11 protein-coding genes and 1 tRNA gene are annotated in these 13,685 nt (G+C 62.6%); 5 read left to right on the top strand and 7 right to left on the bottom strand.

What is annotated here, in order from left to right; all coding sequences use genetic code 11:
* From WBR68_RS29085 to WBR68_RS29100, 4 genes are all read left to right on the top strand, one after another.
* On the top strand, window positions 1-193 hold a 193-nt coding region (locus WBR68_RS29085; protein WP_230695979.1), incomplete at its 5' end, for a hypothetical protein.
* Between the two features lie 3 nt (window positions 194-196).
* A complete protein-coding gene (locus tag WBR68_RS29090) occupies window positions 197-1,489 on the top strand; it encodes a DUF1173 family protein (RefSeq protein ID WP_230695980.1) in 1,293 nt (430 codons plus the stop codon).
* Window positions 1,486-1,821, top strand: coding sequence for a hypothetical protein (locus WBR68_RS29095; protein WP_230695981.1), 336 nt, complete (start codon window positions 1,486-1,488; stop codon window positions 1,819-1,821). The genes WBR68_RS29090 and WBR68_RS29095 overlap by 4 nt, the downstream gene beginning before the upstream one ends.
* A 654-nt stretch (window positions 1,822-2,475) precedes the next feature.
* Window positions 2,476-3,546: a tyrosine-type recombinase/integrase gene (locus WBR68_RS29100; RefSeq protein ID WP_230695982.1), complete on the top strand. Its 1,071-nt coding sequence runs from the start codon at window positions 2,476-2,478 to the stop codon at window positions 3,544-3,546.
* 24 nt (window positions 3,547-3,570) lie between these two features.
* On the opposite strand, the gene WBR68_RS29105 is transcribed toward WBR68_RS29100, so the two are convergent.
* The 6 genes from WBR68_RS29105 to mnmC form a co-directional block, all read right to left on the bottom strand.
* Window positions 3,571-3,646: transfer RNA gene (locus WBR68_RS29105), tRNA-Lys, on the bottom strand.
* Between the two features lie 146 nt (window positions 3,647-3,792).
* On the bottom strand, window positions 3,793-4,590 hold the full coding sequence (locus WBR68_RS29110; protein WP_050450317.1) for a MetQ/NlpA family ABC transporter substrate-binding protein: 798 nt from the start codon (window positions 4,588-4,590) through the stop codon (window positions 3,793-3,795).
* A gap of 68 nt (window positions 4,591-4,658) precedes the next feature.
* Complete coding sequence (locus tag WBR68_RS29115) at window positions 4,659-5,312, bottom strand: methionine ABC transporter permease (RefSeq protein WP_050450318.1); 654 nt, start codon at window positions 5,310-5,312, stop codon at window positions 4,659-4,661.
* Window positions 5,269-6,357, bottom strand: a complete 1,089-nt coding sequence (locus tag WBR68_RS29120; RefSeq protein WP_050450319.1) for a methionine ABC transporter ATP-binding protein — start codon at window positions 6,355-6,357, stop codon at window positions 5,269-5,271. The genes WBR68_RS29115 and WBR68_RS29120 overlap by 44 nt, the downstream gene beginning before the upstream one ends.
* Before the next feature lie 228 nt (window positions 6,358-6,585).
* Window positions 6,586-8,811 carry a glycoside hydrolase family 31 protein gene (locus tag WBR68_RS29125; RefSeq protein WP_127183471.1) on the bottom strand — a complete coding sequence of 742 codons (2,226 nt, stop codon included), beginning with the start codon at window positions 8,809-8,811 and terminating at the stop codon, window positions 6,586-6,588.
* A 269-nt stretch (window positions 8,812-9,080) separates the two neighbouring features.
* Entirely contained in the window at window positions 9,081-10,955 is a 1,875-nt protein-coding gene (gene mnmC, locus WBR68_RS29130) for an FAD-dependent 5-carboxymethylaminomethyl-2-thiouridine(34) oxidoreductase MnmC (RefSeq protein WP_230695983.1), read from the bottom strand.
* Between the two features lie 143 nt (window positions 10,956-11,098).
* Between mnmC and WBR68_RS29135 the strand changes: the two genes are divergently transcribed.
* Entirely contained in the window at window positions 11,099-11,986 is an 888-nt protein-coding gene (locus tag WBR68_RS29135; RefSeq protein ID WP_050449979.1) for an inositol monophosphatase family protein, read from the top strand.
* On the opposite strand, the gene WBR68_RS29140 is transcribed toward WBR68_RS29135, so the two are convergent.
* The gene (locus tag WBR68_RS29140) at window positions 11,983-13,668 is read right to left on the bottom strand and encodes an AMP-binding protein (protein ID WP_164741211.1); all 1,686 of its coding nucleotides are present in this window, start codon (window positions 13,666-13,668) and stop codon (window positions 11,983-11,985) included. The two genes, WBR68_RS29135 and WBR68_RS29140, sit on opposite strands and share 4 nt — an antisense overlap.
* Window positions 13,669-13,685: the final 17 nt, after the last annotated feature.

The raw sequence follows: 13,685 nt of genomic DNA on the forward strand, positions 1-13,685 counted from the left end.
GATAGTGTTCACGAGGTGGGTCAGAATTAGATGCAAATCAAACGTAAAAGTGGGTCAACTCTGCCTGCAAATCAACATCACGTTCTCTGATCTGGATATTTATCAAAAGATCTTTGCCGTAGCAATGACCGCCTCGGTGGCTCTGGTCTTCGGCGCCTTAGCGGGCACGCTGAAAGCGCAATTTCGGAGATAGTCTATGGACCGGAAGCAATATGCCGTGGAAATCACGCTAGGCGGAACGACCCGACCGTACTCGTCGGAGTTTCAAACAGCTGATCAGTACAAGGACGGCTGGAAACGCGTACTGTTGATGGCGCATGGCAAGGCAGACGTCAGGTGTACTTGCCCTGGATCGGGCGAACGACGCTTGTCGATCCACAGCCGTTCCAACTCTGATCGGTTCCACCTTGCCCGCTTTCCCGAGACGGGGTCAGAGCACAGCGAAGACTGCGTCTACTACGGTGTGGATCCAAGCATGTCCGGGCTCGGAGCATATCGACGTGGCGTGGTCCAAGAGCTCGACGATGGCGCAGTGAAGATTAAGCTGAAGGTCGGGCTTCAACAGCGTGCGACAGCAGCCCCAGAAGAAGGAGACGCCTCTTCGGCCGCCGCGCCGTCGATGCCCGCGACGCGCCCGCGTACCGGTCAAGCCAGCATGACGTTGCTTGGCCTCCTGCACTTTCTTTGGACACAAGCAGGCCTCCATACATGGTCGCCAGGCATGGAAGGAAAGCGCAATCTTGGTGTGGTGCATTACCACTTGATGCGCTCGGCTATGACTACCTACGCGGGGCGTGTGCGACTGGCTCAAAACCTCGTGATCGCCACGCCGACAGCGACCGGGCAGCAAGCAGGGCACAACAAGGCCAAGGCGTTGGAAGCGGTCACTCAACGACGGCGCTTGGTTGTAATTGCCCCCCTCGCACAGCACCAAGAGGGAATGGACGGCAGCGCCACGCTGCCTATCGCGGGATTTCATGGCATCCCGTACCTGAACCTTGATGAGAACGTCTGGGAACCCTTGGAGCGCCGTTTTGCGAGAGAAATCGACTCTTGGCGGGCTGGGAATGCCGTCATCGCTGTCGTACAAACTGATCCGCCCAAGTCCTCTGGCGGCAGCATGCGAGCGCAAGTTGTCGATATCGCCCTGATGCAGACAACGCACGACTGGATACCAGTCGATTCAGGCTACGAGGCTCTAGTAGCTGACAAGCTCGTGGCGGAAAAGCGTCGGTTCGAAAAGCCGCTGCGGTTTGATGCTGGCGAGGACGCAGCGTTTCCGGACTTTTGGTTGCGCGACAGGCACACGCCAGCACCGCTGGAGGTGTGGGGCATGAATACGCCCGAGTACTTGGCGCGCAAAGCTGAAAAGGGCCAGCACTACGACGAGACATACGGAAAGGATGGCTGGTGGGCATGGAACGCCTCCATCGGGGATCCCGTCCCAGAATTTCCCCCGCCGATCAACCTACAACGGGAAGGGCAATGATGCAGCACACAACAATTCTCGGTCTTTGCTTTCTCGTAGGCGTGTCGATTGCGGGAATAGTGAACGCCGGCATTCGTGGTTCGTCCAGAGGCGGCTTCGTATTTTTCGCAGCCCTGATTACCACGGTTCTGATGGGAATTCTTCTAAATTCGGGCTCATTCCCCGAGTCGAGTCAGATCGGGATGGAACGCCTCTTTGCAGGCTTCTCTGTCTTGACCGCTGCGTTGATGCCAGTTTTCTCCATGGCTACCGCGGGCCGAAGGGGGGTTGTGCGCGACCTCGGTGTTTGCGCCATCTTCGCGGTGACGACCTACTTCCTTCTGTGGCTGTAGCCGGTCCAGGCACCTGGCACCTCCGTGTACAAACGGCGCCGCCAAAACACCGCGCTAGGCGTTTTTGAAAGCTAGAAAGGACGTGTACATGCTCGGGATTTTCACTAGCAAGAAGCTGAAAGCCCTAGAGGAAGTGCTTACGCACTCCCATCGAGGCATCCACAAGAGAATTGACGAGAACCGCGAACTTCTCGAATTGCTCCAGAGTCATGCGCCGGAGCTCCTGGAAAAGCACTGGTGGATTGAGGGCTGGCTACAAAGCCAAGACGGATTCCTGACCGACCTCTTGGCGGCGCTGCCCGTTGCAAACCCCGTGATATCACCGAATTTTCCCCGCCCTTGGCCTACTGCTCGAAAGAGAAACTAGCCTCCTGCGCTTGCCTGGCACGGCCCGGTGCATTCACGGTCCAATAAAGGAGTTCACATGTCCTCCATGCCTCCAGCAGAGAACATGGATGAAACGGCGCTCACGCTGCAAGAAGCTGCTATGCGCCTCAACATCTCTTACAGCACCATCTTTAGCTATCGCAAAGAGCTTGGTTTTCAGCTTAGAGCGAGGGGCGCATGGCGCATCTGGCCTTCGCGTCTTGCTGCATTTTCGGAAAAGAATAACAATGTCACCCAGCTATCGCTGCGGGTTGTGGGAGATGCACAATGCCCATCCGCAAAGATGAAACCTCAGGTATCTGGCAAGTTGATATCCGCGTCCCAGGCGTCCCGCGAGTTAGATGTTCTTCTGGAACGACGGACAGGCAAGCCGCGCAGGAATACCACGACAAGCTGAAAGCCGACCTCTGGCGTCAAGCCAAGCTTGGCGAGCAACCCGACCGCTTTTTTGAAGAGGCCGCGGTGCGTTGTCTTCGACTGTGGGACGGACTACGCGACTATGACAGCAAGGTCCGGCACGTCGCGTACTGGCGTACTCAGTTCTCTGGACGTGCCATTCGCTCTTTAAAATTCGACGAGATCGCGGACAAACTGCCAACGCATACTACCCATAAGCATCGCAAACCCACGCCGGTAAGTGCAGCGACCAAAAACCGCTACCTAGCCACGCTGCGAAGGATGCTCAAGCTATGCGAAGACTGGGACTGGATCGACAAGTGCCCGAAATTTTCGGAGTTCGTTGAACCCGACAATCGTGTGCGATGGGAACCCCCATCCGTCATCGGCCGGCTGATAAGCGCGATGACGCTTGAGTGGATGCGCGATGTCAGCCTCGTTGCAGTGGCGACTGGCATGCGGGAAGACGAATTGCTTTCGCTCAGGCCGAGCAACGTGGATATGCCCCAGCGAAACGCATGGGTCATTGCCGAAGAGGCGAAATCGGGCTATGCCAGGTCGGTGCCCCTCAACGCGGACGCGATGGCAGTGCTGCAGCGCCGGATTCCCAAAGCCAAGAGGTTTGTCTTTGAACGCCCCTCAAGAGATGGTTTGGTGCGGAAGATCAGCCAGGTCGATGCTCGGTGCTTGCGTCGTGCGTGCGCCGAGGTCGGGATTGACGACTTTCATTTCCACGACCTTCGCCATACATGGGCCAGTTGGCATGTACAGGCGGGAACACCGCTCATGGTCCTAAAGGATCTGGGGGGATGGGAGACGCTGGACATGGTTCAACGCTATGCCCATTTGGCCCCGTCGCACTTGGCCCACCATTCGAACACGGTCGAATTTTGGTCAAAGTCGGAACAGAAAGAAAAAACGCCGCTAGTGATAGCGGCGTAAGTTCTTGATAATGCGGGTGTTTGGTGGTGGGCTGAGCGAGACTCGAACTCGCGACCAACGGATTAAAAGTCCGCTGCTCTACCGACTGAGCTATCAGCCCGACCGAAGCCAGAAATTATGGCGGATTTCTTTGGGCTTGTCAAAAAGTTTAACGTCGCCCAGCGCTTGGCCCGCAACCCCCGGCGTGCAGCCCAAAAGAAAACGACCGCACGCGGCGGTCGTTCCGGGGCTTGCGATGGACCTGGATTACCAGGCAGCCACCACGGCGCCCTTGTACTTGGTCTGGATGAACTGCTTCACGGCCGGGCTGTGATAGATGCTGATCAGCTTGGCGAATTCGGCGCGGTCCTTGTCCTTTTCGCGCACGACCAGCACGTTGGCGTACGGCGAATCCGGCGATTCCTGGGCGATGGCGTCCTTGGCAGGATCCAGGCCGGCTTCCAGTGCGAAGTTGGTGTTGACGGCCGAGGCGTCGGTGTCGTCCAGCGAACGCGGCAATTGGGCGGCGTCCAGTTCGATGAAGCGCAGCTTCTTCTTGTTTTCAATGACGTCAATCGGCGTTGCCTTCAGGCCCGCTTCCGGACGCAGCTTGATCAGGCCGTTGGCTTGCAGCAGCAACAGCGCGCGACCACCGTTGGTGGGGTCGTTCGGCAAGGCGATGCGGGCGCCGTCCTTCAGTTCGGACAGCGACTTGATCTTCTTGCTGTAGATGCCGATGGGGAAGATCACGGTCTTGGCGATGCTGACCAGCTTGTAGCCTCGGTCGGCGTTGGCGTTGTCCAGGTAGGGCTGGTGCTGGTAGCTGTTCATGTCCAGATCGCCCGCGGCCAGCGCCACGTTGGGCTGCACGTAGTCGGTGAATTCGATGACCTGGATGTTCAAGCCTTGCTTGGCGGCTTCGGCCTTGACCACATCAAAGATCTGCGCGTGCGGGCCGGCGGTAACGCCAACCTTCAGCGGCTTGTCCTGAGCCAGCGCGGGCTGGGCGAATACGGCGGCGCCGAGGGCGAATGCAGCCAGCGACTTCAAAACCTTGATGCTCATGTTGCGATATCCCGAGTAACGGAAGTAGAAAGAAAATTGCAGCGAAAACGAAGCGGCGCCGCGACGTATCAGCGATGCGACATGCGGCGCACGAAGCGGTCGCCCAGGCTTTGGATTGCCTGGACCAAAATGATCAGCACAATCACGACCGCGGCCATGACGTCCGATTGAAAACGTTGATACCCGTAGCGGATGGCCAGGTCGCCCAGGCCGCCACCACCGATAGCGCCAGCCATCGCCGAATAGCCGATCAGGCTGACCACGGTGACGATGGTGGCGGCGATCAGGCCGGGCAAGGCTTCCGGCAACAGCACCTTCAGGATGATCTGCATCGGCGATGCGCCCATGGCACGCGCCGCGGTGATCAACCCCGGATCCACTTCACGCATGGCGTTTTCGGCGATGCGGGCCATGAACGGAATCGCGGCCACCGACAGCGGCACGATGGCGGCTGTGGTGCCGATGGAGGTTTGCGCAATCAGGCGCGTGAACGGAATGATGGCGACCATCAGGATGACGAAGGGCACCGAGCGCGTGGCGTTGATGATGGCGCCCAGCACGTGGTTCACGGGCTGGTTTTCCAGCATGTTGCCGCGCGCGGTCACGGTCAGCGTCACGCCCAGCGGAATGCCGATCACCACCGCGATGGCGCTGGCCACGCCCACCATCAGCAGGGTGTCAAGCAGCGACGTAATAAGCAGATCGATCAGTTGCGGACTCATGAGCTATTTCTTCAACGGTAATGTCACGGGCGGCCAACGCGGCAATCGCGTCCTTGACCGTGGCGGGCGCGCCTTGGACCAGCACGAACATCGTGCCCACGGCCACGCCCTGGATATCTTCAACGCGGGCCTGCACCAGGCTCACGTCCAGCGAGAACTGTTTGGACAGATCGGTCAGGAACGAGCCCGACGAATCCGTACCGGTCAAGGCCAGGCGCAACAGGCGCACCGCCTGGCCGGGCGTGGCGGCAAGCAGCGTGGCGATGCGTTCCTTCACGGCCGCCAAGGTGGCGTCGGTCAGGTCGGACGCGGTGGCGGCCGACACCATGCCGCGCGTGACCTCGTGGCGCGGCTGCGCGAACACTTCGCGCGTGCTGCCGATTTCAACCACTTCGCCTTGCGACAGCACGGCCACCCGGTCGCACACTTCGCGCACCACTTCCATCTGGTGCGTGATCATGACGACCGTCACGCCCGTCTTGCGGTTGATGTCGCGCAGCAGGGCCAGAATGTTGTGCGTGGTTTCGGGGTCCAGCGCGGACGTGGCTTCGTCGCTGAGCAGCACGTCCGGGTTGTTGGCCAACGCGCGGGCGATGCCCACCCGCTGCTTCTGGCCGCCGCTGATCTGGCTGGGATAGCGGTCGCGCAGATGCTCCAGGCCCACTAAGGCCAGCAAGCGTTCAACGCGGGCCGGAATCTCGGCCTTGGCGACACCGGCAATTTCCAGCGGCAGCGCCACGTTGCCATAGACGGTGCGGCGCGACAGCAGGTTAAAGCCCTGGAACACCATGCCGATGCGGCGGCGCTGGCCACGAAGCTGCGCCTCGTTCAGGCCGGTAAGTTGCTGTCCACCGATGGCAATCGTGCCTTCGTTGGGGCGTTCAAGCAGGTTGATGCATTGGACCAGCGTGCTTTTGCCGGCCCCGCTGGGGCCGATGATGCCGAAGACCTCGCCCTGCTCGATATGCAGGTTGATGCCTCGCAGCGCCTGGAATAGTCCATGCGGCGTGGCATAGGTCTTGGATAGGTTCTCGATGTGAATCATGGCAAGCGATTTTGTATCTTTTCTCTTCTGAAGAGAACGACCGTTTTTTTCATTTTTAATAACTATAAGTAATATCAGCGATCTTTACCGCGACATCGGCCCGCCCCGTATAAACGCGGGCCGTGGTTGCGATAGGGCGTCGGCAAAACGCGCAAAGGGCAGTCGGAAGGAAAGCCTTCCTGACTGCCCCTTTTGATGACGGTAGCCGGAGAACCGGCCGCGTCGCTATCAGCGAGCGCGAGAGATGCGGACTTCCGCCCCCCGGCGCTTGACCTCAAGGCCTTCGGACGGCGAGATGCGCAGCCCTTCCAGCCCCTTGATGTAGCTGGAGCCCTGCATCTGCATCACGCGGATCTTGTTGCGCATGACAACCGGGTTATGCACCGGCATGCCAAACATCCAGACCTCGTCCAGGATGCGGGCCGAGTTGAACTCGCCCGTGTGCTGCGCGGCGGGTCCCAGACAGAGCATGTGCCCTTCGCGGCCAAAAACCGGGAACTGGCCCAGCTCGCAGTCGATTGTCCAGGTGGTGCCGCCTTCGTAGCGATGCCCGGTGTTCAGATCCCACCAGGCCTCGCCCTTGGGCAGGTACACGCGCACCTGCTTGCCGGGCTCGGTGACCGGCGCCACCAGCAAGGCGGGGCCAAGCAGGTATTGCAGGTCCCACTCGTGGGCATGCGGATCGTTCGGGAAAGACAGGGCCATGGAACGCTGCACCGGCAGGCCGGTACGGGCGGAATCCTCGATGGCGCCCAACACATAGGGCACCAGGCGATAGCGCCACTGCATCCACGTCTTGGCCTGCGCCAGGGTGTCGTCGTCGAAGTCCCAAGGCATCAGCCCTTCCACGCCCTGGAACGAGAAGTTCGCCGAGAACACGCCCACGGTCAGCCAGCGCAAATACAGTTCGGACGTCATGCCCGCGCGGTCACGCGATGCCGAACCGATGCCGTGCACCTGCACGGGCACGCCGCTGGCGCCGATCGACAAGGCGGTGCGCAGCGTATGGCGCAAGCCATCCCAGGAGTTCTCGGCCTGCGGCCCCACCTGCCAAGGCAGACGTTGCGCGGCGGGGAACAGGTCGGAGCTGGGGACGACGCCTTCGGGCGGCACCTTCAGGCCGGCCACGGCATCGAACAGCGCGCGGCGCACCAGCAGCGGATACATGCTGCGCAGCGCCGGGCCGGTTTCGCCATTGCGGGCCGTCACGCCATCGGGAATGGCAAGCTGGGCATCGCAGGCGGGCGCGTCCAGGCCGTCTTCGATCAGTTGGCGGTGGCGCTCGACCCACATGTTGTAGATGTCGCGGTAAGTCAGGTCCAGCAGGCCGAACGGCTGGCCCGAGGTGGCGGCGATGCCGTCAAACACCTGGGCAGCGCCGTCTTCCTTGGTCAGCAGCCAGCCCCGGTCTTCCAGTTCTTCGAACAAGGGGCTGGTCTTGAGCACGCCGGGGAAACCGGATGCCGCGACATGCACGTTGTGCTTGTGGAACAGGGCCAGCATCTGCTTGGCGTCGGGGAAGCGCTGGGCGTCCCATTCGAACACCGCCTTGTCCGACTGGAAACCCCAAGCCGCCGGCTGTGCCAGCGTTACGGCATCCACGGGAATCTGGTTTTCACGCATACGGGCCAGCAAAGCGACGGTTTGCGTCGGCATTTCGCCTGTAGCCTGTTGCAGCCAGGCGCCCATCGCCCACAGCACGGGCTGGCCGGCGCGGCCAGTCAAGGCGGTGTACTGGTTCAGGATTTCGGCGGGCTCGCCGGCGAACAGAAACATATCCAGCACGGCGTCGTCAACGGTCAGCACGTAGGCCGAATCCGCCGGGGCAACGCCCACGGAATGCTCAACGCGCCGCATCGTATTGACGTAGACGCCCCAGCCGCGCGGGCTCCATGCCAGTGGCAAGGCGCGGTGCTCGGGGTCATCGGACACCACCGATTCTTCGCGGCGGTTCAAGTCGCCCGGTGTTTCCCCCAGGCCGAAGATGCGCTCGTCGGCCTGCAGGGTGAAGCCCGCCGTCCACACCGCGTCGTCTTCCTGGTCCAGCGCGTTGTGTCCGAATGCGGGCGTATGCGCGGAAACCTCGGACTCGAACACCCGGTCCTCGTTGCGATAGATCGCCACGCGCACAGGGTCGGACTGGATCTCCAGGGCAACGTCGCCCTGTGTGATCCGCCAGCCATCCCCGCCTTCGCGAGGGGCAATAGAAGCCTCGCCCACGGCCTCTTGGCGCGCGAGCAGCATCTCGGCCACGGCGCGCGCACGCGCGCCGGGCTTGTCATCGTTCAGGTGGTTCGCCTCGCCGCAGCGCAGGCGAAACACACCAGGCGCATGCGCCTCGACTACCAGGTGCAACCCATCGCCCGCGTCGAAATCGAAGCGACTGGGGCGGGACGTCAGCAGCTCGATGGTGTCGAGCTGGGTAGTATGGGCAAAGTCGAACTTGGGCGGCACAGAGCATCCCCCGGCTTAAGCCAAAAACCATCAAAAGACGCTATTTTGACGGATTTGAGCTTTGAAATAAACTCGGTCCCTCTTCTGGATGGCTTTCTCATCCATAAAAAGGGGTCGTAAAGCCCTCGATCAGCGCCTATCGGCTTAGTGCCGCGCGCCGCCGAAACGCCAACAACGAGGCCAATACAGCCTATTTGGCGCCAAATCCTGGCAATTACCGCAATTCTACGCCACCTGGGTCGAGCCCCCATTCACCGCCAAACTTTTTTTCACCGTGGTGAAATAAGTTTGGACAGATCGGTTTCCAGCAGCGCCGGTTCGCCAGCCAGGCGAGCGCCGATCAAATCGCCCATCAAGGCTGACCAGGACAAGCCGCGCGAGGCATAGCCGATGGCTAGCCACAGGCCCGGCGCATGCGGCAATTCCCCCACTGCGGGCAGGCGCCCGGGCAATACGGCCCGCCATCCCGCCCAACCGGGCAGCGTGCCGGGCACCAACGCATCGAAGGCCGGGAAGTGACCGCTTAGTAGCCCGGCCGCCTTGGCAAGCGTGGTGTGCTGCCCTTCCGGGCTGACCAAGGCCTGCGTAGCGCCATGCACGTAGGTGCTGCCGACCACGCAGCCCACGCCCACGTCCGGCAGCAGATAGCCCTCGCCGCCGATGATGCAGCGCGGCCCGCCCGCAAGCGCCTCGCCGGGCACCAGGGTGACCTCGCCAGCCAGCGCGTGCATCTGCCCCACGCGCGGCAAGGGATCGAGCAAGCCGCTTTCGGCCAGCACCGCGCGCGCGCCAAAGGCATTGGCCAGGATGACGGTGTCGGCGTGCGCCAATTCCCCGCCTTGCACGTCTCGTACGCTCCATCCTTGCCCCTGTCGTTCGACCCGGGCCGCCCTGCCCGGCAAGACGCTCACGCCGGGCGTTTCCAGCAAGGCGTCGATCAGTCGGTTCGGTTGAACCAGCATGCCCTGCGCGAAGTACACGCCGCCGCGCGCCACCGGCAAACCGGCCAAGGCGCTGGCTTCGTCACGATCCACCCGGCGTACCCAGTCGCGCGGAAAAGCCAGCGTTTCCAATGTGCTCGCCAACGCAGCAGATTTGCCCGCGTCGCGCTCGATCTGAACCGTGCCGCACACGCGCGGCGCGGCGTCGCCAGCCAGCCCTTGCCAACGCGCTAGCGCGCGCTGGCTGCCGGCGCGCGACAGCCGCGCCCGCGCATTGTCGTCACGCGCCACCACGGGCGTCAGCGCAGCGGCCACATGACCGGCGTGCGCAGGCGCCCCCAGCGCCCTACCTGCGTCCAACACGGTGACTCGCCAGCCCCGGCCGGCCAGCGCCTGCGCGATGCCGGCACCCGCCAGCCCTGCGCCCACCACCACCGCATGCTTGACGGCCGCGGGCGTCGCGGCCGCTCCGGCCGCTCGGCCCTGCACGCGGGCGGTGGCTTGGATCATTTGCCGCTTGCCCCCGTCAATCGGCACGCAGCGCGCGTCAAAACCCGCATCCTGCAACGCACGCCGCAGCGCTTCCGTGCCGACCCCGGCCGCCAGGGTGGCCCCGGACGCCGCCAGTTGCGCCAGCGCGCGTAGCAAGGGAGCCGACCTCGTGCCGGGATCGGGTTCTGGCGTGTAGGCATCCAGGAAGAAGGCATCCACGCGCGCGTCCAGGCGTGGCGCAAGCACCTGCGCATCGCCGAAACCCAGCGTCAGCGTTACCGCGCCGTTCTCGAATTCCAGCCGATGTAGCCCCGGCAGCAGCGTGGGCCACTGCTCCACCAGATGCCGCGCCAATCCCGCCAAGGACGCCGGCGCATAACGCGCCAACAATGCCGACAAATCAGCCAAAGTGAACGGATGCGCCTCCAGCGACACGACATGCAACGCCGATGGCCGCTGCGGATCTTGCCTCCACGCCTGCCACAGCCCCAGAAAATTCAGGCCCAGCCCGAAACCGGTCTCGCAGATGGTGAATACGTCGCATCCGCGCCAACGCTCGGGCAGCCCGTTACCGCGCAGGAATACGTGTTCCCGGTCGCTGAATGACCCGGCATGCTGGGGGTAGACGTCGCCGGACTCGGCGTCATGGAGCTTGCCGTCGGCATCGAAGTCGACCACTGCGGGTGTCAGGGGAACGTAAGGCGCGGACATGGGCTCTTCAAAAAGAATCAGGGTTGTGACAAACGCGAATTATCGGCTGGCCGCGCCCCATGCGTTGGATAGACGCCACGCGGTGGCGCGGTTTCAAATGGCTGCCTCGGATTTGACGCAAACCTGGGCTTACACTGGTTTGCATGGACACCTATGATCAGCCCCGCTCACTGGCTCAACCCATCGACCTGTGCGCCGCGATCGACGCGGCAGTCACTGCGGCGCATGCCGGTGCGGCCATCCTGCAATCCTACGCGCATCATCGGGCCGACCTCGTGATCGACCGCAAGGCGCGCAACGATCTCGTATCGCAAGCAGACCGCGAAGCCGAGGCCGTGATCATCCAGGAACTGCAAACGCGCACGCCCAAGTTCGGCATCGTGGCTGAAGAGACGGGCGGCAAGCCCCAAGGCCGCGCCACCTGGTACATCGACCCGCTTGATGGCACCACCAATTTCCTGCACGACATCCCTCACTACGCCGTCTCGATCGCGCTGATCGCGCATGCGGGCACCGCAGTGTCTGGCACGGAAACACTGACTGAAGACACGCCCGTGGCCGGCGTGGTTTACGACCCCAACCGCGAAGAGCTGTTCACCGCGGTCTATGGCATTGGCGCCTGGCTGAACGGCCGCCGCATCAAGTGTTCGCGCACGCAGACCATTGAAGATTCCGTGCTGGCAACCGGTTTTCCGTTCCGCGACTTTTCCTTCGCCGGACAATACATGCCCATGCTGAACGACGCCATCAAGCGCGCGCGCGGCGTGCGCCGCATGGGCGCGGCAGCGTTGGACCTGGCCTGGACGGCTTGCGGCCGCTACGACGGTTACTGGGAAATGGGCCTGGCGCCGTGGGACGTGGCCGCCGGCACGCTGATCCTGCGTGAAGCGGGTGGCACGTGTTCAGACATGCACAAGCTGGATCCCTGGCCCATCGGCGGGCGCGTTGTGGCGGGCAACCCCGCCATCGAACGCGCCCTGCACGAGATGATTGCGCCGCACCTTGGCGGCGAGCCACCCGCCGAAGCCTAAGACGCCTTGGCGGGCGCGTCGGGGCGCAATTCCCGGCGCAGAATCTTGCCCACATTGCTCTTGGGCAGTTCATCACGGAATTCCACAAAGCGCGGGCGCTTGTAACCCGTGAGCTTTTCGCGGCACCAGTCCTGCACCTGCGCCTCGGTCAACGACGGGTCGCTTTTCACCACGAACACCTTGACCGCTTCGCCCGAGTGTTCGTCCGGCACGCCGATGGCCGCGCACTCCAGCACACCCGGCATCTGCGCTACCACGGCTTCGACCTCGTTCGGATAGACCTTGAAGCCGGACACCGCGATCATGTCTTTCTTGCGGTCCACGATGCGCGTATAGCCCTTGTCATCCATGATGCCGATATCGCCCGTGCGAAAGAACCCGTCCGCCGTCATCGACTGCCGGGTTTCGTCGGGCTTCTGCCAATAGCCCAGCATGACCTGCGGCCCGCGGATGCCCACTTCGCCGCGTTCGCCCAGCGGCACTTCCTGGCCCGCATCGTCAAGAATGGCCACGTCGGTGGACGGCAGCGGCAGGCCGATAGAGCCGGAATAGGCCGTGGCGTTGGTGGGATTCACCGTGGCCACGGGCGAAGTTTCCGACAAACCATAGCCTTCGATCAGCGGCCTGCCGGTGATCTTCAGCCAGCGTTCGGCCACAGGCTGCTGCACGGCCATGCCGCCCCCAAGCGTCAGGCGCAACGCCGAAAAATCCAGCTTGGCGAAATCCGCGTTGTGCGCCAAGGCATTGAACAAGGTGTTGACCCCGGGGAAAAGATTGATGGGCACCTTGCGCCACGCATTGATCAGCGAAGGCTGGTCGCGCGGGTTGATGATCAGCACGTTGCGCATGCCCGCATGCAGGCCGTACAAGCCGCAGACGGTCATTGCGAACACGTGGTACAGCGGCAGCGCGCTGATGATCGTGAGCTGCGTAGCCGACAAGTCATGCACCACGGGCTGCGCCACGGCTTCGGTCTGCAGCACGTTGGCCGTCAGGTTCCGATGCGACAGCATCGCACCCTTGGGCACGCCGGTGGTGCCGCCCGTGTACTGCAGCACCGCTATATCGTCCATCGTCAGCGTGGGCGGCGTGAACGGCAGGTTGGCGCCGGCCGCCAAGACCTTGGGCAGCGTATGCGCGCCGTCGATGTTCCAGGCCGGAACAATCTTCTTGATATGACGCGCCACGAAGTTGACCAGTGGTGCTTTCAGGCCACCCAGCAGATCGCCTGGCCCTGTCACGACAATATGCTTGAGCTGAGCGCGGTTTTTCACCGCCTGCAGCGTGTGCGCGAAGTTCTCCAGGATCAGGATGACGGACGCGCCGCTGTCCTGCAATTGGCGTTCAAGTTCGTCGGCCGTGTACAGCGGGTTCACGTTCACGACGACCAACCCGGCGCGCAGCGTGCCCAGCATGCCGACAAGATAAGCCGGCACATTGGGCATCATCAACGCAACACGGGCGCCCTTTTCCAGGCCCAGGCTTTGCAGCCATCCGGAAAACGCGCGTGCATGCCGATCCAGTTGCGCGTAGGTGATGTCGCTGCCCATCGCCGTGCAGGCGATGCGGGTGGCGTACTGCTTGCAGGCCCGGTCCAACAGGTCGGCCAGCGAGGAATAGCCCTCGGTGGAGATCTCTGCCGGCACCCCCTGCGGATAGTGAGCAAGCCACGGTCGCGTCATGGTGTTTGTCTCCATTA

Source organism: Achromobacter sp. JD-1 (genome assembly GCF_038594925.1).
Taxonomy (GTDB): domain Bacteria; phylum Pseudomonadota; class Gammaproteobacteria; order Burkholderiales; family Burkholderiaceae_B; genus Achromobacter; species Achromobacter spanius_C.